A 17,569-nucleotide genomic window follows, 5' to 3' on the forward strand; every position below is an offset into this window, starting at 1 on the left:
TCGACGCGCTGCCTGAGTCGAGTCGTGCACGCTCAAACGCGCGACACGTCGAATTGCGCCTTGCTGCCCTTGCCGTACACCTTGAGCGCGCCCTTCTCGCCCACTGCATTCGGCCGGTTGAAGATCCAGTTCTGCCACGCGGTGAGGCGCCCGAAAATGCGCGTCTCCATCGTTTCCGGACCGTTGAAGCGCAAATTCGCCTCGAGACCGGTCAACGCGTCCGGCGACATGGCCGCGCGTTCTTCGAGTGCGATGCGGATTTCGTCGGCCCAATCGATATCGTCGGGCGAGGCGGTCACGAGACCGAGGCGTTCGGCGTCGACCGGTTTGATCGGCTGGCCGATTCGCGAGCGCACCGCGTCGAGCGGTTCGGCTTCTTCATAGAAGCGTCGCGCGAGCCGCGATTGTTGCGTGACCATCGGATACAAACCGAAGTTGACTTCCGACAGCGTGATTGCCGGTTCCTCGTCTTCGTTCGACGGTAATGCAGCCATGTAGCTGCGGTCGCAAGCAAACGCAAGTTCCGCGAAAGTGCCGGCGAAACACGAGCCCGGTTCGATCAGCGCGAACAGCGAACGCGACGACACGTCGATACGTGCCAGCGTGCGGCGCAGCAAGCCGATGGTCTCGCGCACGAACCAGTGGTCCTTGTGCTGCATCAACATGGCGTCTGCGGCGAGCAGCGCACGGGCGTCGCCTTCGGTCTTGAACACCCAGGTGCCGACTTCGAGTTCATTGGTGCGCATCGACAGAATCGCGTCGTCGAGTTCGCGCGCGAATTGCAGCGGCCACCAGTTGACGCCGGCGACGACGATCGCCTCGATGCTCGCGGGCTGATCGGATTGCGGCGCTCTGGCGGTGAAGGTGGCGATACGTTTGGCGCGATCGATCGTGACGTCGAGCGTTTTATAGGTCAGGCCGTCTTCCCGATCGGTGCGATCGATACGCGTGAGCAGAACACCTTGGGCATTGCCGGGACGATCGCTTTGCGCGGCGAGTTCGAGCGCGCGTGCCTGAATGGCTTGATCGAACTGGTTCGGCTTCACGACTTCATCCACGAGACGCCACGCTTTCGCGCGCTCGCCGCGAATGCCCTCGACCACCGTGCAGAAAATGTCCGCGCGATCATGGCGCACCTTGCGCTTGTCGGTCACGCGTGTCAGGCCGCCGGTGCCCGGCAGAACACCGAGCAACGGCACTTCCGGCAACGACACCGACGAGGAGCGGTCGTCCACCAGATAGATCTCGTCGCAAGCGAGCGCGAGCTCGTAACCGCCGCCGGCACATGCACCGTTCACCGCCGCGAGAAACTTCAGACCCGAATGGCGCGACGAATCTTCCAGCCCATTACGCGTTTCGTTGGTGAACTTGCAGAAGTTGACCTTCCACGCATGCGTCGACAAACCGAGCATGAAGATGTTGGCGCCTGAGCAGAACACGCGGTCCTTCAGGCTCGTCAGCACGACGGTTTTGACTTCGGGATGCTCGAAGCGAATGCGCTGGATCGCATCGTGCAATTCGATGTCGACGCCGAGGTCGTACGAATTCAGCTTCAGCTTGTAGCCGTCACGAATGCCGCCGTCTTCGGCGATATCGATGCCGAGCGTGGCAATGGGACCGTTGAAGCTCAGCTTCCAGTGTTTGTACTGCGAGGGATCAGTGCGGTAGTCGACCGGCGCGATGGCGGTTGCTGCTGTGGACATGGGGCGTCTCCTGACTGGACGATGCAACATTGTTTTTTGAACAATAGTGCATCATCACACCCACGTAAAGCACTTTAGTGCATATCAACGTGTAAACCCTGACGCTTCACTGCATTTCAGCCACCCACATCGTCCGGCGCCTCCGCCGCGAGGCGCGCCGCGAGGCGGTCGCGCAGTTGCAGATAGGCGTCGGCGAGTGTTTTCTCGCTGGTGTCGAAGCTCATGTCGGCCCGCCCGTACAGCTCGCCACGGCCGGCCAGAATGCGTTTGAGATCGTCCATCGCTTCCTTGTTGCCGGACATCGGCCGCAAATCGCCTTGCGCGACGACGCGGCGCATGTGCTCTTCCGGCGTGGCCTGCAGCCACACGGTGAAGCAGTGCGACAGCAGCGCGTTGAAGGTGCCCGACTCCGACACCAGGCCGCCCGGCGACGCGATCACCGCGCGCTCATGCTCCTGAATCACGGCCTCGAGCGCGCGGTGTTCATAACGCCGGTACGCGGCCGCGCCATACAGCGAGTGAATCTCCGACGGCGGGCAGCCGGCCAGTTGCTCGATCACGCGCGTCAACTCGACGAACGGCACCTTGCGCTCCTGCGCGAGCATTCGTCCCAACGTCGACTTACCCGCACCGCGCAGGCCGATCAACGCAATCCGGTCCTTGCGATGCGGGTCGCGGGGTGCCTGCGCGAACATGTCGGCCAGCGCCACGCGGGCGCGCTGCAACGCCGCCTGATCGCGACCCTGCAACAACTCACGAATCAGCAGCCATTCGGCGGACGCGGTGGTTTCGTCGCCGATCACCTCGGCCAGTGGACAGTTCAGGGTCGCCGCGATCTGCCGCAACACCAGCACCGAGGCATTGCCGACCCCCGACTCCAGATTGGCCAGATGCCGCTCCGACAAGCCGGTTTCGCTCGCCAGCGTCTTGCGGGTCATGCCGCGACGCGCGCGCAGCAGGCGCACACGCTCGCCCATCGCGGTCAGGAACGGATCGCGCTCCTCGCGCTCGGCGCCGCGCTCCGGCCGCTCGGCGCGGCCGGCGTCTTCGTCGGCGGCATCGTCCAGGGGTGCGGGAGAGTAATTTTGATTCATGTTTTACGACCTCTCAACTTCTATACATGTACTATAGTGCTTGACACGCACCGGATGAACGGTTAATTTTCGCCAAATATTGATCCAATAACAAACGCTGTCGAGATTTATCGGCGGCGTCACGGAGATGGCGCAACAGCACGCATGAATTAAGTTGCGTGCGCGCCGATCTGGAGGCACTTATGTCCCCTGAAACATTCCAGCGCCTGATCGCGGGCGTGACCGCGCAACTCGCCGACCGGCCGCTCGACGGCCAGCTCGCCGCCTGGCTGAACGACACCTGGCCGGCGGATGGCGAGACCTTCCGCGAGCTCGCCGCGGCGTGCCGCACCGGCGTCGCCGAAGGCTGGTTGTGCAACCGCGAAGGCGCCGGCATCCGCTACGGCAGGATCTTCAAGGCGCTCCCCGACACCCACGGTTTTTCCGTCGACGTGGTCGCGATGAGCAATATCGCCGGTCCGCATCACGTGCATCCGCATGGCGAGATCGATCTGATCATGCCGCTCACCGAAGGCGCCACGTTCGACGGCCAGCCGGCCGGCTGGTGCGTGTACGGACCCGGCTCGGCGCATCGGCCGACCGTGGCCAACGGCGACGCGCTCGTGCTGTACCTGCTGCCGCAAGGCGCGATCGAATTCACGTCGGCCTAGCTGTTTACCGCTCACTGCTCACTGCCAGAGATATGCCATGACCGAACTGTTGAAGAACTACGTTGCCGGCCAATGGGTCGCCGGCGGCGGCGCAGGTGTGACGCTCATCGATCCCGTGACGGGCGCGGCGCTCGTTCGTGTCTCGAGCGAAGGCCTCGACCTCGCGCAAGCATTCAGCTTCGCTCGCGATCAAGCGGGCGCCGCGTTGCGCGCGCTGACCTATGCGCAGCGCGCCGCCCGCCTCGCCGACATCGTCAAGCTGTTGCAGGCCAAACGCGACGACTACTACGCGATCGCCACCGCGAATTCAGGCACCACGCGCAACGATTCGGCGGTCGATATCGACGGCGGCATTTTCACGCTGTCGTATTACGCGAAACTGGGCGCGACGCTCGGCGACGTGCATGCGCTGCGCGACGGCAGCGCCGCGTCGTTGAGCAAGGATCAGTCGTTCAGCGCGCAGCACGTGCTGACACCGACACACGGCGTCGCGCTGTTGATCAACGCGTTCAACTTTCCGTCCTGGGGTTTGTGGGAAAAGGCCGCGCCGGCCCTGCTCTCCGGCGTACCGGTGATCGTCAAACCCGCGACGGCGACAGCGTGGCTTACTCAACGCATGGTCGCCGACGTGGTCGACGCGGGCATCGTGCCGCCCGGCGCGCTGTCGGTGATTTGTGGTGGCTCGGCGGGCCTGCTCGACCAGGTTCAGGCGTTCGACGTCGTGTCGTTCACCGGCTCGGCCGACACGGCCGCGACACTGCGCGCGCATCCGGCGTTCGTGCAGCGCGGCGCGCGCCTGAATGTCGAAGCCGACAGTCTGAACAGCGCGATTCTGTGCGCCGACGCGACGCCCGAGACGCCCGCGTTCGAGTTGTTCATCAAGGAAGTGGTGCGCGAAATGACCGTGAAATCCGGGCAAAAATGCACCGCGATCCGTCGTGCGTTCGTGCCGGAAGCTTCGCTCGAAGCCGTGCTCGACGCGCTCAAGGCGAAGCTCGCGAAGATCAGCGTCGGCGATCCGCGCAACGACGCCGTGCGCATGGGTTCGCTCGTGAGCCGCGAACAGTACGACAACGTGCTGGCGGGTATCGCGACCCTGCGTGAAGAAGCCGTGCTCGCCTACGACGGCTCGGCCGTGCCGCTGATCGATGCGGACGCAAGCATTGCGGCCTGCGTCGCGCCGCATCTGTTCGTGGTCAACGATCCGGACAACGCAACGCTGCTGCACGACGTCGAAGTGTTCGGGCCGGTGGCAAGCGTGGCGCCGTATCGCGTCTCGACCGATGCCGAGGCATTGCCCGAGGCCCACGCCGTCGCCCTTGCGCGACGCGGTCAAGGCTCGCTCGTCGCGTCGATCTATTCGAACCACGACGCGCACCTCGGCCGGCTCGCACTGGCACTCGCCGATTCGCACGGCCGCGTGCATGCGATCTCGCCGTCGGTGCAACAGAGTCAAACCGGTCACGGCAACGTGATGCCGATGTCGCTGCACGGTGGACCCGGACGCGCCGGCGGCGGCGAAGAACTCGGCGGCTTACGGGCGTTGGGGTTCTATCACCGGCGCTCGGCCATTCAGGCGCCGGCGGCGGCTATCGAAGCGCTGACGCAAACAACGCATTTGCCCGCGGCCTAACCAAACAAGGCCACGACGCAACGAAACATCGAAATCAGGAAACACGCAATAAGCCACGCATCGAGCGGATCAAGAGCGCACAACAGCCGGACCGCCCCACCCCGATGGAGGAGACACATGCAAGTTCTGCTGGAACCGGCTGCAAGCCAGCCCGCCGCGACCGTCGCGCCACCGCCCATGCTGTTCAATTTCGCTTCGTATCTGTTCGGACTGAACACACTCCGCGCCGCCAAAACAGCGTATATCGACGACACCGGCGCGACCTCCTACGCCACGCTCGAAGATCGCGCGCGACGCTTTGCGACCGCGCTGCGCGCGCTCGGCGTGCATCCGGAAGAACGCATGCTGCTCGTGATGCACGACACGGTCGAATTGCCGATCGCGTTTCTCGGCGCGCTGTATGCGGGCGTCGTGCCGGTCGTTGCCAATACCCTGCTCACCGCCGCCGATTACGTGTACATGCTCACGCATAGCCACGCGCGCGCCGTGATCGCCTCGGGCGCGCTCCTGCCGAACGTCATCGAAGCGATGAATACGGCCGAACACGACGGCTGCCAGTTGATCGTCTCGCAACCGCGCGCCGATGATCCGCAAGCCGCGCCCGTACTCGCCGACCTGATCGACGCCGCCCTGCCCTCGGTCAAGCCGGCCCAGTCAGGTTGCGACGACATCGCGTTCTGGCTGTATTCGTCGGGCTCGACGGGCAAGCCGAAAGGCACGGTCCACACGCACGCGAACCTGTACTGGACCGCCGAGCTGTACGCGAAGCCGGTGCTCGGCATCGTCGAAAGCGATGTGGTTTTTTCAGCGGCCAAACTCTTCTTTGCATACGGTCTCGGCAACGCGCTGACCTTTCCGCTGTCGGTGGGCGCAACCGCCGTGCTGATGGCGGAACGGCCCACCGCCGACGCGATTTTCGCGCGCCTGACGCGGCATCGGCCCACGGTGTTCTACGGCGTGCCGACGCTCTACGCCAGCATGCTGGTGTCGCCCGCATTGCCCGCGCGCGCCGATGTCGCGATGCGCGTGTGCACCTCAGCGGGCGAGGCGTTGCCGCGCGAAATCGGCGAGCGCTTCACCGCGCACTTCGGCTGCGAGATTCTCGACGGAATCGGCTCGACCGAAATGCTGCACATTTTCCTGTCGAATCGCGCCGGCGCGGTCGAGTACGGCACCACCGGACGTCCCGTGCCCGGTTACGAAATCGAACTGCGCGACGAAGCCGGGCACCCGGTGGCCGATAGCGAGGTCGGCGATCTGTATATCAAGGGGCCGAGCGCGGCGCTGATGTACTGGAGCAATCGCGAGAAGTCGCGCGCGACCTTCCTCGGGGAATGGATTCGCAGCGGCGACAAGTATTGCCGCTTGCCAAACGGCTGCTACGTTTATGCGGGGCGCAGCGACGACATGCTGAAAGTCAGCGGGCAGTATGTGTCGCCGGTGGAAGTGGAAATGGTGCTGGTGCAGCACGACGCAGTGCTCGAAGCGGCGGTGGTCGGCGTCGATCATGGCGGTCTCGTCAAGACCCGTGCGTTCGTCGTATTGAAGCGTGAATTCGCGGCGTCTGAGATACTCGCGGATGAGTTGAAAGCCTTCGTCAAGGAACGGCTCGCGCCGCACAAGTATCCGCGCGATATCGTATTCGTCGACGATCTGCCGAAAACCGCCACCGGTAAAATTCAACGCTTCAAACTGCGCGAACAGTCATAAGGTGAACCATGCAGAACCCCGCTACCGGCGCTGCCGGCAGTAGTACGGCCAGTCGCTTTGCCGAACTGCCCGCGGTTGCGTCACGGGGTCCGTTGCGCATTGAGTATCGCTGGGTCAACGATACTGCGCGTGAAGCGCCGGTCGTCGTTTTCCTGCACGAAGGGCTCGGCTCGATCGCGATGTGGCGCGACTGGCCGCAGGCGTTGTGCGAACGGCTCGGCATGCGTGGCCTGATTTATTCGCGGCCCGGCTACGGACTATCGACGCCGCGCAAGCATGAGGTGAAATGGCCGGTCGATTTCATGACCTCGCAGGCGCGCGATATTCTGCCGGCGCTGCTCGACTCGCTCGACATCGACGCAAGCGAGCGTCGGCGTATGTGGCTCGTCGGCCATAGCGACGGCGGTTCGATTGCGTTGCTTTATGCCGCGCTGCATCCGGATGCGCTGGCCGGCGCGGTGGCGATTGCGCCGCATGTGTTCGTCGAAGATATTTCGGTGGAAAGCATCGCGCTGACCAAACAACTTTATGAAACCACCGACCTACGCGACAAACTCGGCCGCTATCACGCCGACGTCGATTCGGCGTTCTACGGCTGGAACGACATCTGGTTGAATCCGGCCTTCAGGCAATGGTCGATCGTCGACGAGTTGGCGTCGATCCGCCAACCGCTGCTCGCCGTGCAAGGACACGACGACAACTACGGCACCATGGCCCAGATCGACACCATCGCCGGGCGCGTGCCGCATGCGCGACTCGCCAAACTCGACGCTTGCGGACATTCCCCGCATCGCGACGCGCCGCAGGCGCTGAACGACGCGATTGCCGCGTTCATTTCGCGGCAGAACCTGTAGCAGGAACAAGCGCGGCGCGCCTTCTCAACGCGCCGCGCGCACTTCATCCTCTACTTCAGATTACCGTCGACAACCCCAGCGTCAGCAACAACGCCGTCACCGAAATAATCGTTTCGCAGACCGTCCACGTCTTGAAGGTCTGCGGCACGGTCATGCCGAAGTACTCCTTCACCAGCCAGAAGCCGCCGTCGTTGACGTGCGACAGAATCAGCGAACCCGCGCCGGTCGCCAGCACCAGCAACTCGGGACGCACGCCGCCCACCGTGCCCGCCGCCGCGGCGGCGATCGGCGCAATGATGCCGGCGGCGGTTGCCATCGCCACCGTCGCCGAACCCGTTGCCACGCGAATCAAGGCGGCTACCAGCCACGCGAGAATCAGCAGCGGCACGTGCGCACCGGTCGCCACATCCACGATTGCCTTCGACGCGCCGCTGTCGATCAGAATGCGCCCGAAGCCCGCACCCGCCCCCACCACCAGCGTGATGCTCGCAGTCGGCGCGAGACATTCGTTGGTGAACTTGAGGATCTGCTCGCGGTTGAAACCGCGCGCCCGGCCGAACGTGATAAAGCTCAACAGCACGGCCAGCAGCAATGCCATGTCCGGGTGACCGATCAGACGCAGCGCGTTGTTCGCCGCCGATTTCGCCGGCACGATCGCATCCGCCCAGCTACCCACCAGCATCAGCAGCACCGGCAGCAACACCGTCACCAGCGTGATACCGAAGCCCGGCAGGTCCTGCTGCGAGCGCTTCGCGTCCTGCTCGATGAATTGCTGCGCCATCGGATTGATGCCGTCGAGCACGACGAACCGCGCGATCAGCTTCGAGAACAGCGGGCCGGCCAGCGCCGCGGTCGGAATGCCGACGATCAGCGCGTAGAAAATCGTGTGGCCGATATCCGCGTTGTAGGCGGTCACCGCGAGCAACGCGGCCGGGTGCGGCGGAATCAGTCCGTGCACGACGGACAACCCCGCCACCATCGGAATGCCGACGCGAATCATCGACGTGCCGGTGCGTTGCGCGACGTTGAACGCGATCGGGATCAGCAGCACGAAACCGACTTCGAAGAACACCGGCAAGCCGACCAGAAAAGCGATGCACATCATCGCCCAATGCACGTTCTTCGGTCCGAACAAGCCGATCAGCGTGCGCGCGATCCGCTCCGCCCCGCCCGACTCGGCCATCATCTTGCCGAGCATCGTGCCGAGACCGACGACGATCGCGATATGGCCGAGCGTGCCGCCCACGCCGGTTTCGAACGACTTGAGAATCGACGTCGCCGGCATGCCGACGGCCAGCGCCAACGCCACCGACACCATCATCAACGTGATGAACGGGTTCATCTTGAAGCGCGCGATCAGCACGACCAGCGCGATGATGGCGATCAATGCATAGACGAGTAACAGACTTCCTTGAACGGTCGCCATAGGTGCTCCTGAAGAGAAGGAACCGCACCGCCGCCTTGCACGCGTCGAAGCGCGTGCAATGTTCTATCGGTATCCGACGGTGCGGGCCGCGTGCTTAGAACTTGTGGCGGATGCCGGCGACGGTCACGAACTGGCCGTTGTTGTTCGACGGGTTCGAAATGCCTTCCACCCACGCCTTCGAACCGGACGAACGCTGATAGATACCGTTCAGGTACAGGTCGGTCGTCTTCGAGAGGAAGTACTCGCCGCCCACGCTCAACTGGTTGTAGTGCGCATTGGTGGCCGTGGTGCCGCTGGCGTTCTGCGTCGTGTAGATGTAGCCGAGCGCAAGCAGCGTGGCCGGCGTCAGTTGATACTTCAGGCTCGCCTCGTAGTTGGCGAAACGCAGGCTGCCGCCCGTGAGCAACTGGAATTGCGAGTTCGTGTACAGCAACGCAACGGTTGCGGGGCCGAACACGTAGGCACCGCCCGCGCCCCACACCTGATTGCGCTTCACGCCGCTGATGATCGACGAGCTGGTGCTGTAGTAGTTATCCGACGGCGCCGCACCCGCCGTGCTGGTCGCCGGCTGATTCACCAGCGAGTACGCCGCGTCGAGGTGCAACGGACCATTCACGTAATCCGCACCGACGCTCCACGAGCGGTTGTTGGCGAATTCGCCTGCGGTGTTCGAGAACGCGTACATGGCGTTCGCGGTGAAACCGGCGTACGTCGGCGTGGTGTACTTGACCGCGTTGTTGGTCCGGTAGGTGTTGTTGATGTCGTCGTTGTCGTAGATCGCGTTGCCGTACTGGCTCATTGCGCCGACGCCGTTGATCTGCATGTTCGACAGATAGTCCTGCACGCTGTTGTACTGACGGCCGAGCGTGATCGTGCCGGCCTTGTCGTTGACCAGCGCGACCCATGCGCTACGGCCGAACATCCGGCCACCCTGACCCGCCGCGCCGGTTTCCAGGCTGAAGCCGTTTTCCAGCTTGAACATCACCTTGTTGCCGCCGCCCAGATCTTCCGTGCCGAGCAGGCCCCAACGCGAACCCTGCACATTGCCCTGGGTCGCCTGATAGGCCTTCTCGCCCTTCTGGTTATTCGTGAAGGTAAAGCCCGCGTCGACGATACCGTAGAGCGTCACGCTGCTTTGCGCGTGAGCGGCCTGGGCCGCGAGTCCAACGGCCGCGAGCGCGATGGCGGTACGAAAGATCTGCTTGTGCATCATGGTTTCCTCAAGTCGAAAAGTGACGAACGCCGGTGACATTCCAATGTTCCGGCGATATTAGTAATACTAAACAGACGAGTCAAAGCGACACCGGCTTGGGGTCCGGTGTTCGGGTCAAACAACAGTCTTCGGGGCGGCTAACGGAACAGCATCAGCCGGAAAGGATCAATCGGAGAACATCAGTCCGGCCAGTTGCGGCGCGCATCCAGACGGCGCGCGTCGCGTTGATGAAACGGCGTAACGATCGGCTCGGGCGCCACGCGCGCCCGTTCGAGTTCGGCCAGGATTCTGCTCAGGACGATCTGCGCTTCGCCCGCGTGCAGGTTGCACGGGTCGAGAAAAAAGAACTGCAATTCCGCTTCGTGATCGCGCACGATCACCGGCGCCTCGCCTTCGGGCGCACGCGCGAGCGCATCGGCGAGATCCCAGGCGGAGATGCGCGCCAACTTCGGATCGATATGCAGCTTCAGGCGGTCGAGCGGATTGCCGGTCGGATCGGCGTCGATTTCCGCCCACACACCTTCGCAACGGTTCAGGGTTTCGCGCCACAGCGTCAGGTAGCCGCGCTCGCGGGCGCGAATCGCCAGATGGTCGCGCTGCTGCCACTGTTCGAGTGCGACGATCGCGCCGACAATGCCTTCCTTGCCGACTTTCATGCCGCGGCCAATACCGCCGTTCTGGAAATATGCCGCACGTACCAGCGCTTTATTGCCCGCGACGATCCCGGCCGTGAGGCCGCCGAGGAATTTGTGCGCCGAGTACAGCGCGAGATCCGCACCGCCGGCGATAAAGCGTTCGAGGTCGTATTCGGAGGCGGCGTCGACGATCACCGGCACGCCTTTCGCATGCGCGACGGCGACGAATTCCTCGAACGGGATCAGACCGAATTGCACCGTATGATGCGAGACCACGTACAGCGCCGCAGCGGTGCGTTCGGTGATCGCGGTGTTCAACTGGTAGCCGTGCGCTTCGGTCGCCGCGCCGACCGGCACGACGCGCGCGCCGGACAGGCGGATCGCCTGATCCACCGGTGCGCCATAATTGACGAGGTGGCCGGTCTGGATCACGACTTCATTGCGAAGGCCCGGCATGCCGCTCGTATCCGGCAGACGTTCGATCAGCCCGGGATCGTCGCCGGTCATCGCAGCGGCGATAGTCAGCGTGATCGCCGCCGAGCACGACGCGGTGACATAACCGGCTTCGCTGCCGCACGCCTCGGCAATCACCGCCGAGGCCTTGCGCTGCAGATCGTCGATCTCGACGAATTGCGGCAGCATCCGCGCCACCGCGTCGATCACCGGTGCGCCGACGCTGGATGCGCCCAGGCCTGTCATCGTGCCCGAAGCATTGATGACAGGGCGTAAGCCAAAACGAGAGCGAATGTCCACGAAGCGCCTCCAACCGGTATTTCTTAATTATGGAATATATGTTGTAATTGAGGATCAGTCTAGCATACAATCCCCCTGCGTCAACTGGACAAAAACAAGCTGTGACAGAGGAGCACGATGGCCCGTACGTCCCGACCTTCCGCGGCTGTAACCGCCGCCGCGCGCCCGTCCGCGGCAGCGGCGGCCGAGCCCGTTGTGGCACAAGCCGACGCAACCCTACCCGCTGACACGGCCGCGCCGCGCACCCGCACCAGCGCGCTCGACCGCGCCGTGCAGATCCTCGACGCGCTCCAGCAGGCGAACCGCCCCGCCACCGCGTACGAAGTCGCACGTATCGTCGGTGCGCCGTTGTCCACGGTGTATTCGATCATCAACGATCTGGTCGACAAGAATCTGCTGGCGCGTCGCATGGACGGCACGATCTGGCTCGGCTCGCGTCTGTACGGTTACGGCCTGACGTACGCGAGTTCGCTCGACTACCTCGCGGTCGCGAATGAGGAAATGCAACGGCTCTCGGCGGAAGTCGAGGAAACCGTGCAGGTCTGCGGTCTCGAAGACGGCATGATGGTCGTGCAGCAAATGGCCGAAGGTCCGGGCCATTTCCGAGTGACATCGCGCGTGGGCAGTCGCGTGCCATTGAACTGGACGGCGTCGGGCCGCCTGCTGGTCGGTCACCTGCCGGACGCCGAACGCATCGCGTTCTTCGCGCAGCATGCGCAAAGCTCGCCGACCGGTCGCGCGGAAACGCGGCCCGAGGTCCTCGCGCGGATCGCGCGCGAAGCGCTGGAGGCGCGGCTGTCGATTCAGATCGGCGAGTCGGACGCATCGGTGGCGTGTCTCGCGGCACCCGTGCTCGACAACACCGGCGCGTGCGTCTTCACGATTTCGATCGTGATGCCGGAGGCCAAAGCCGAACTCGGCACCGCGCGTTTCGCGCAAGCCGTGCAAGCGGTGGCCGCCCGCATCGAAGCGCGCCTCGGCTGGCGGCATCGCGATTCCGAACCGGCTGCGTAAGCGCGGCCTCGTCGCTGCGCCACCTCCCCTTAAAACGATCACCCTCACTTTCTTATCGATGAACTGCTACGACCGGCTGCACACGCGCGGCCTCAAGCTTCCGCAGGTGCCGACGCCGATCGGCAACTTCACGCACTGCACGCGCGAGGGCAATCTGCTGTTTCTGTCGGGCCAGGGTCCGCTCGACGAAAGCGGCTCGTTGATGACCGGCAAGGTCGGCGCCACCGTCAGCGCCGACGAAGCGTACCGCCACGCGCAACTGGTCGGCCTCAACCTGCTGGCCGTGCTGCACAACGAACTCGGCGATCTCGCCCGCGTGAAGCGGGTCGTCAAACTGCTCGGCATGGTCAACGCGGCGCCGGATTTCACCGAACATCCGCGCGTCATCAACGGTTGTTCCGATCTGTTCGTCGACGTGTTCGGCGACGCCGGCCGTCACTCGCGCTCCGCCGTCGGCGTGGGTTCGTTGCCGGGCAATATTACCGTCGAGATCGAAGCCATCGTCGCGATCGAGGATTAAATACCGCCCGGCCGGTCAAATCCTCAATATTCCACATCTCACCATTTCTTCACAAAAGTTACACAGGTCAGCGACTATCCTTCGACATCGCTGACCCGGGCGCATGCATGCCCTGGCGCTCTTCCCCCGTGCCGGAGACGTGGCCATGTCCTGTGTGTCGAAACCGACTGTAGCCTTTCATCGCAAACGTTTGGTCGGCGTGCTGATCGCCGCTGCGCTGTGCGCGCTGACCGGCGCCTGCAGTGACGACGACAAGACGCCGGACCCGGCCACGACCAGCGCCGCCGCCAGCGATCCCGCCGCGAACGACAACGGCGCGGACACCAGCACCGCCGTGCTGTCAGCGAACCCCGCATCCGTAGCACCCGCACCCGCAGCACTCACGATTCAAAGCCCAGCACTGCCCGCATCAAGCACCGACCCGGCTTTGTCCGCCGCCGCGTCGGCGCCGCTCGCCCCACCTGTCATTCACACCGTGGACTGAGTTCCGCGCTCCGTACGGCGCGTGGCTCACACTCGCGCGCCGTGTGCATCGTTCCTCTACCGAAGATCGAAAGCCAATACCATGACCTCGAAAAATCGCCGTGATTTTCTGCGCTCCGCCGCGCATGCAGCCGGCTCCGCCACCGCGCTGAGCATGTTGCCGCTGGGCATTCGCAATGCACTCGCCATTCCGGCCAACAACAAGACCGGCACGATTCGCGACGTCGAACACATCGTCGTGCTGATGCAGGAAAACCGCTCGTTCGACCACTACTTCGGCACGCTGAAAGGCGTGCGCGGTTTTGGCGACACGCGCGCGATCAATCTGCCCAACGGTCAACCGGTGTGGTATCAGCCCCTCGCCGCCGATCTCGGCTACGTGCTGCCGTTCCGCCCGAGCGCGCCGAATCTCGGCCTGCAATTCCTGCAGGATCTCGCGCACGACTGGACCAGCACGCATGCCGCGTGGAACGGCGGCCGCTACGATCAGTGGGTGCCGTCCAAAGGCACCACGACGATGGCCTACCTGACGCGCGAGGACATTCCGTTTCACTATCAGCTCGCCGACGCCTTCACGATTTGCGACGCCTACCACTGCTCGCTGATGGGCCCGACCGACCCGAACCGCTACTACATGTGGAGCGGCTGGGTCGGCAACGACGGCAGCGGCAGCGGCCCGGTGATCGACAACGCGGAAGCCGGCTACGGCTGGTCCACCTATCCCGAAGTGCTGCAGAACGCGGGCATTACGTGGAAGATCTATCAGGACATGGGCACCGGCCTCAACGCGAGCGGTTCGTGGGGCTGGACGTCGAACCCGTATATCGGTAACTACGGCGACAACTCGCTGCTGTACTTCAACCAGTATCGCAATGCGCAGCCGGGCAACCCGCTGTACGACAACGCGCGCACCGGCACCAACGTCTCGGCGGGCGACGGCTACTTCGACATTCTGAAGCGCGACGTGCAGAACAACGCACTGCCGCAAGTGTCGTGGATCGTCGCGCCGGAAGCCTATTCCGAGCATCCGAACTGGCCGTCGAACTACGGCGCGTGGTACATCGATCAGGTGCTGCAGATTCTCACGTCGAATCCGGAGGTGTGGAGCAAGACGGTGCTGCTGATCAACTACGACGAGAACGACGGCTTCTTCGACCACATGGCGCCGCCGTTCGCCCCGGCTTCGAGCGCGAACGGTTTGTCCACCGTCGACGTCAGCAACGAAAACTTCGCGGGCAATACGAACTACCCGGCCGGCCCGTACGGTCTCGGACCGCGCGTGCCGATGCTGGTGGTCTCGCCGTGGTCGAAAGGCGGCTACGTGTGCTCGGAACTGTTCGACCATACGTCGGTGATCCGTTTCATCGAAAAGCGCTTCGGCCACGATCACAACCTCGGCGAATCGAACATCACGCCGTGGCGCCGCGCGGTGTGCGGCGATCTGATGTCGGCCTTCAATTTCAGCAACCCGAACGACGCGGTTCCCGCGCTGCCGAGCACGAGCGGCTACGTGCCGCCGGATCAGAACCGCCATCCGGATTACGTGCCGCTGCCGCCGCTGGTGCAGGCGGTGCCGAAGCAGGAAGCCGGCGTGCGTCCGGCGCGCGCGTTGCCGTATGAGCTGTTCGTACGCGTGCATGGCGAAGGCTCGGCCAACACGCTCACCATGCGCTTCGTCAACTCGGGCCGCGCGGGCGCGGCGTTTCTCGTCTACGCCGCGAAAAGTCTCAACGCACCGCGCACCTATACGGTCGAAGCCGGCAAGCGCCTGCAGGATCAGTTGCCGTGCAATGCGGACGGCACCTACGACTTCACCGTCTACGGTCCGAACGGTTTCCTGCGCCGCTATGCGGGCAAGCCGGTGGCGCGGAACTGGTGGAATGGTTCGGATATCGCGCGCCCGGAAGTCGAGGAAGGCTACGACGTCGCGAACGGCAACCTGCAATTGCGCCTGGAAAACGTCGGCAGCGCGCGTTGCAAGTTCACGATCGTCAACGCGTACGATCCAGGCAACGTGATCACGCATTCGGTGCGCGGCGGCGACACGGACCCGCTCTACCTCGATCTGCGCAACGCGCACGGCTGGTACGACCTGACGATTACGGTCGACACCGACCCGCTGTTCGCGCGCCGCTTTGCCGGTCACGTGGAGACGGGCAAGAGCAGCATGAGCGATCCGGCACTGGGTAGCTGATCGCGACGCTGTACGCTCGCCATTCAATGCGACGGCCGCTGCGGGTACGACCGCAGCGGCCGTTTTCCAGTCGCGTTACGGTTTCATGCCGCCACCGCCGCGCTCAGCGTCTTCCGCTCGCGCAACTTCTCCCGAATCGCCTGCACGATGAACTCCGCGTCGCGCGCGACACCGGAAAAGCGCCCCGAACCCCACGTATGCAGCCACGGCAAACCGACGAAATACAAACCGTCGATCGGCGTAATGCCGCGCGTGTGCGCCGGATAACCGCGACCGTTGAATACCGGCGCGTCGAGCCAACTGAAGTCCGGCGTGAAACCGATGCACCAGATGATCGCGGCGATGCCGCTGCTGTCCACGTCGAGCGTGGCGCGCTCTTCGAGCGGACGCCAGACCGGTTCGTAGGGCTCGCCCGCGGGCGCATCGATACCGTGCTTCGCGATAAATCCGTCGATACTCGCGTTGATGCGGTTATAGACGTCGTCGGCCGCATCCAGACTGGCCGCTAATGTCGGCGCGAAATGGAACTGGCCGTCGCGCAGATCGTCGAGCCGGCCGTACAGTGCCATGCCCTCGGCGGCGAATTTGCGCAGATCGATATCGCGTCCGCCGTCGCGGCCGGTCACGTAGTGATTGGTGTTGTCGCGCACCCCTTCCCGCAGCGGATGCTGCTCGACCGGCATGTCGTAATACTGCATGTCGGCAAGCCAGTCGACCACGTCGCGGCCCCGATAGAAGCGCGCGCAACGCGGCGCCTCGCCGACCGCGAGCACGACCTGACGGCCCGCCAGATGCAAATCCTCGGCGATCTGCGCGCCGGACTGACCGGTGCCGACCACCATCACCGCGCCGTCGGGCAGCGCTTGCGGATTACGATAGGCGGACGATTGCAGCTGCACGATCCGCCCGGGCAAGCGCTCGGCGAGACGCGGCACGATCGGCGTGTGATAGCCGCCCGATGCCACCACGACCTGATCCGCGGTGAACTCGCCTTGCGTCGTCGCGACCGTATAAACGCCGTCGTCGCGCCGCTTCACGCGTTTCACCTCCGCGCGCTCGACGACCGGCGCATCGACGTGCGCGATAAAACCGTCCAGGTACGCGACGATTTCATCTTTTTTCATGAATCCGTGCGGATCGTCGCCGCGATACGGATAGCCGGGCAACGCGCATTGCCAGTTAGGCGTGACGAGACAGAACGCGTCCCAGCGCTGCTCGCGCCACGTGTGCGTGACCGTGTTCTTCTCCACGACCAGATGATCGATGCCGGCCTGCTTCAGCCAATAGCTGACCGACAGGCCCGCCTGCCCGCCACCGACGACGAGCACGCTGTAATGCCCATCGGCGCGCGCTGGATGGTTTCGATTCGACATGATGCGTCCTCTGGAAAATGAGCGTCTAGCTGAAGGCGATGACCTTGACGGTCGCCTCAGGCCGGTCGCGAAAGCGCGCCGCGTCGCGCTCGATCTGGGCGAGCTGGTCCAGCGCCGCCGAGCAGGCGAAACCGTATTTCTCGCGCACCCGTTCGGACGCGATGCCGAGCGCCTGCTGCGAACGTGCGACAAAATCGTCGAGCGGATAAGCTTCGCCAGGCGTGAAAAAATCGCCGATCACGAGCGAGGGCGAATAGCAGTCCGCTTCGTCGCCGTCGGGCCATTGAATTCGAAAGTGCATGACAGGCATGGCT

At 64.0% G+C, this 17,569-nt stretch carries 15 protein-coding genes; 8 read left to right on the forward strand and 7 right to left on the reverse strand.

Annotation, left to right across the window (positions count from 1 at the left end):
* Positions 1–32: 32 nt before the first annotated feature.
* Both boxC and BX591_RS03170 read right to left on the reverse strand, forming a co-directional pair.
* Positions 33–1,703 (reverse strand): 2,3-epoxybenzoyl-CoA dihydrolase, encoded by a 1,671-nt coding sequence (gene boxC, locus BX591_RS03165; RefSeq protein WP_111929242.1) that lies wholly within the window; start codon positions 1,701–1,703, stop codon positions 33–35.
* A gap of 116 nt (positions 1,704–1,819) precedes the next feature.
* Positions 1,820–2,797, reverse strand: a complete 978-nt coding sequence (locus tag BX591_RS03170; RefSeq protein WP_111929243.1) for a helix-turn-helix transcriptional regulator — start codon at positions 2,795–2,797, stop codon at positions 1,820–1,822.
* A 182-nt stretch (positions 2,798–2,979) separates the two neighbouring features.
* On the opposite strand from BX591_RS03170, the gene BX591_RS03175 reads away from it, so the two are divergent.
* From BX591_RS03175 to BX591_RS03190, 4 genes are all read left to right on the forward strand, one after another.
* Positions 2,980–3,447 carry a DUF4863 family protein gene (locus BX591_RS03175; protein ID WP_111929244.1) on the forward strand — a complete coding sequence of 156 codons (468 nt, stop codon included), beginning with the start codon at positions 2,980–2,982 and terminating at the stop codon, positions 3,445–3,447.
* A 37-nt stretch (positions 3,448–3,484) separates the two neighbouring features.
* On the forward strand, positions 3,485–5,080 hold the full coding sequence (locus tag BX591_RS03180; protein ID WP_111929245.1) for a 3,4-dehydroadipyl-CoA semialdehyde dehydrogenase: 1,596 nt from the start codon (positions 3,485–3,487) through the stop codon (positions 5,078–5,080).
* 117 nt (positions 5,081–5,197) lie between these two features.
* Positions 5,198–6,790, forward strand: coding sequence for a benzoate-CoA ligase family protein (locus tag BX591_RS03185; protein WP_111929246.1), 1,593 nt, complete (start codon positions 5,198–5,200; stop codon positions 6,788–6,790).
* A gap of 8 nt (positions 6,791–6,798) precedes the next feature.
* Positions 6,799–7,644 (forward strand): alpha/beta fold hydrolase, encoded by an 846-nt coding sequence (locus BX591_RS03190; RefSeq protein WP_111929247.1) that lies wholly within the window; start codon positions 6,799–6,801, stop codon positions 7,642–7,644.
* 55 nt (positions 7,645–7,699) lie between these two features.
* On the opposite strand, the gene BX591_RS03195 is transcribed toward BX591_RS03190, so the two are convergent.
* The 3 genes from BX591_RS03195 to BX591_RS03205 all read right to left on the reverse strand — a co-directional run bounded on the left by BX591_RS03195 (position 7,700) and on the right by BX591_RS03205 (position 11,671).
* Positions 7,700–9,070, reverse strand: a complete 1,371-nt coding sequence (locus BX591_RS03195) for a GntT/GntP/DsdX family permease (protein WP_111929248.1) — start codon at positions 9,068–9,070, stop codon at positions 7,700–7,702.
* A 94-nt stretch (positions 9,071–9,164) separates the two neighbouring features.
* Complete coding sequence (locus BX591_RS03200) at positions 9,165–10,283, reverse strand: porin (protein WP_111929249.1); 1,119 nt, start codon at positions 10,281–10,283, stop codon at positions 9,165–9,167.
* Positions 10,284–10,462: 179 nt separating this feature from the next.
* Positions 10,463–11,671: an aminotransferase class V-fold PLP-dependent enzyme gene (locus BX591_RS03205; protein WP_244146889.1), complete on the reverse strand. Its 1,209-nt coding sequence runs from the start codon at positions 11,669–11,671 to the stop codon at positions 10,463–10,465.
* Positions 11,672–11,866: 195 nt separating this feature from the next.
* On the opposite strand from BX591_RS03205, the gene BX591_RS03210 reads away from it, so the two are divergent.
* From BX591_RS03210 to BX591_RS03225, 4 genes are all read left to right on the forward strand, one after another.
* The gene (locus BX591_RS03210) at positions 11,867–12,685 is read left to right on the forward strand and encodes an IclR family transcriptional regulator (protein WP_244146888.1); all 819 of its coding nucleotides are present in this window, start codon (positions 11,867–11,869) and stop codon (positions 12,683–12,685) included.
* Positions 12,686–12,743: 58 nt separating this feature from the next.
* A complete protein-coding gene (locus BX591_RS03215; RefSeq protein WP_111929252.1) occupies positions 12,744–13,205 on the forward strand; it encodes a RidA family protein in 462 nt (153 codons plus the stop codon).
* A 145-nt stretch (positions 13,206–13,350) separates the two neighbouring features.
* Positions 13,351–13,689: a hypothetical protein gene (locus BX591_RS03220; protein WP_111929253.1), complete on the forward strand. Its 339-nt coding sequence runs from the start codon at positions 13,351–13,353 to the stop codon at positions 13,687–13,689.
* Positions 13,690–13,770: 81 nt separating this feature from the next.
* Entirely contained in the window at positions 13,771–15,882 is a 2,112-nt protein-coding gene (locus BX591_RS03225) for a phosphocholine-specific phospholipase C (protein ID WP_111929254.1), read from the forward strand.
* A gap of 83 nt (positions 15,883–15,965) precedes the next feature.
* On the opposite strand, the gene BX591_RS03230 is transcribed toward BX591_RS03225, so the two are convergent.
* The gene (locus tag BX591_RS03230) at positions 15,966–17,255 is read right to left on the reverse strand and encodes an MSMEG_0569 family flavin-dependent oxidoreductase (protein ID WP_111929255.1); all 1,290 of its coding nucleotides are present in this window, start codon (positions 17,253–17,255) and stop codon (positions 15,966–15,968) included.
* Positions 17,256–17,280: 25 nt separating this feature from the next.
* On the reverse strand, positions 17,281–17,565 hold the full coding sequence (locus tag BX591_RS03235; protein WP_111929256.1) for an MSMEG_0570 family nitrogen starvation response protein: 285 nt from the start codon (positions 17,563–17,565) through the stop codon (positions 17,281–17,283).
* Positions 17,566–17,569 lie beyond the last annotated feature (4 nt).

It is taken from the genome of Paraburkholderia bryophila (assembly GCF_003269035.1).
Classification (GTDB): domain Bacteria; phylum Pseudomonadota; class Gammaproteobacteria; order Burkholderiales; family Burkholderiaceae; genus Paraburkholderia; species Paraburkholderia bryophila.

What these genes read in the sequence shown, in the direction of transcription:
- boxC (WP_111929242.1), bottom strand. Translation starts at nt 1,703, where the DNA reads ATGTCCACAGCAGCAACCGCCATCGCGCCGGTCGACTACCGCACTGAT.
- BX591_RS03170 (WP_111929243.1), bottom strand. Translation starts at nt 2,797, where the DNA reads ATGAATCAAAATTACTCTCCCGCACCCCTGGACGATGCCGCCGACGAA.
- BX591_RS03175 (WP_111929244.1), top strand. Translation starts at nt 2,980, where the DNA reads ATGTCCCCTGAAACATTCCAGCGCCTGATCGCGGGCGTGACCGCGCAA.
- BX591_RS03180 (WP_111929245.1), top strand. Translation starts at nt 3,485, where the DNA reads ATGACCGAACTGTTGAAGAACTACGTTGCCGGCCAATGGGTCGCCGGC.
- BX591_RS03185 (WP_111929246.1), top strand. Translation starts at nt 5,198, where the DNA reads ATGCAAGTTCTGCTGGAACCGGCTGCAAGCCAGCCCGCCGCGACCGTC.
- BX591_RS03190 (WP_111929247.1), top strand. Translation starts at nt 6,799, where the DNA reads ATGCAGAACCCCGCTACCGGCGCTGCCGGCAGTAGTACGGCCAGTCGC.
- BX591_RS03195 (WP_111929248.1), bottom strand. Translation starts at nt 9,070, where the DNA reads ATGGCGACCGTTCAAGGAAGTCTGTTACTCGTCTATGCATTGATCGCC.
- BX591_RS03200 (WP_111929249.1), bottom strand. Translation starts at nt 10,283, where the DNA reads ATGATGCACAAGCAGATCTTTCGTACCGCCATCGCGCTCGCGGCCGTT.
- BX591_RS03215 (WP_111929252.1), top strand. Translation starts at nt 12,744, where the DNA reads ATGAACTGCTACGACCGGCTGCACACGCGCGGCCTCAAGCTTCCGCAG.
- BX591_RS03220 (WP_111929253.1), top strand. Translation starts at nt 13,351, where the DNA reads ATGTCCTGTGTGTCGAAACCGACTGTAGCCTTTCATCGCAAACGTTTG.
- BX591_RS03225 (WP_111929254.1), top strand. Translation starts at nt 13,771, where the DNA reads ATGACCTCGAAAAATCGCCGTGATTTTCTGCGCTCCGCCGCGCATGCA.
- BX591_RS03230 (WP_111929255.1), bottom strand. Translation starts at nt 17,255, where the DNA reads ATGTCGAATCGAAACCATCCAGCGCGCGCCGATGGGCATTACAGCGTG.
- BX591_RS03235 (WP_111929256.1), bottom strand. Translation starts at nt 17,565, where the DNA reads ATGCCTGTCATGCACTTTCGAATTCAATGGCCCGACGGCGACGAAGCG.